Consider the following 255-nt stretch of genomic DNA (forward strand, 5'->3'; position numbering starts at 1 on the left):
GGAAGATGCATCGATGACCAGCGACAACGTGACCGAGGCCGAGTCCGTCAAGGCCGCTGAGCCGCAGCTGGCGAAGAAGGTGGACGACCAGCCCATCGACGAGTTGGTCGGCCGCGCTCAGGCCGAGTGCCTGCGGCTGACCGGCGAGGGTGGGCTGCTCCAGCAGCTGACCAAGCGGCTGCTGGAGTCCGCCCTGGAGGGTGAGATCACCGACCACCTCGGCTATGACAAGCACGATCCCGCCGGGAAGAACGG

Annotated in this window: 1 pseudogene; it reads left to right on the forward strand. The window is 67.1% G+C overall.

What is annotated here, in order from left to right:
- Positions 1 to 13: 13 nt before the first annotated feature.
- A pseudogene (locus tag ACLIYP_RS30955) lies at positions 14 to 255 on the forward strand (IS256 family transposase); the annotation flags it as partial.

This window comes from Streptomyces nanhaiensis, assembly GCF_046614825.1.
Lineage (GTDB): Bacteria > Actinomycetota > Actinomycetes > Streptomycetales > Streptomycetaceae > Streptomyces > Streptomyces radiopugnans.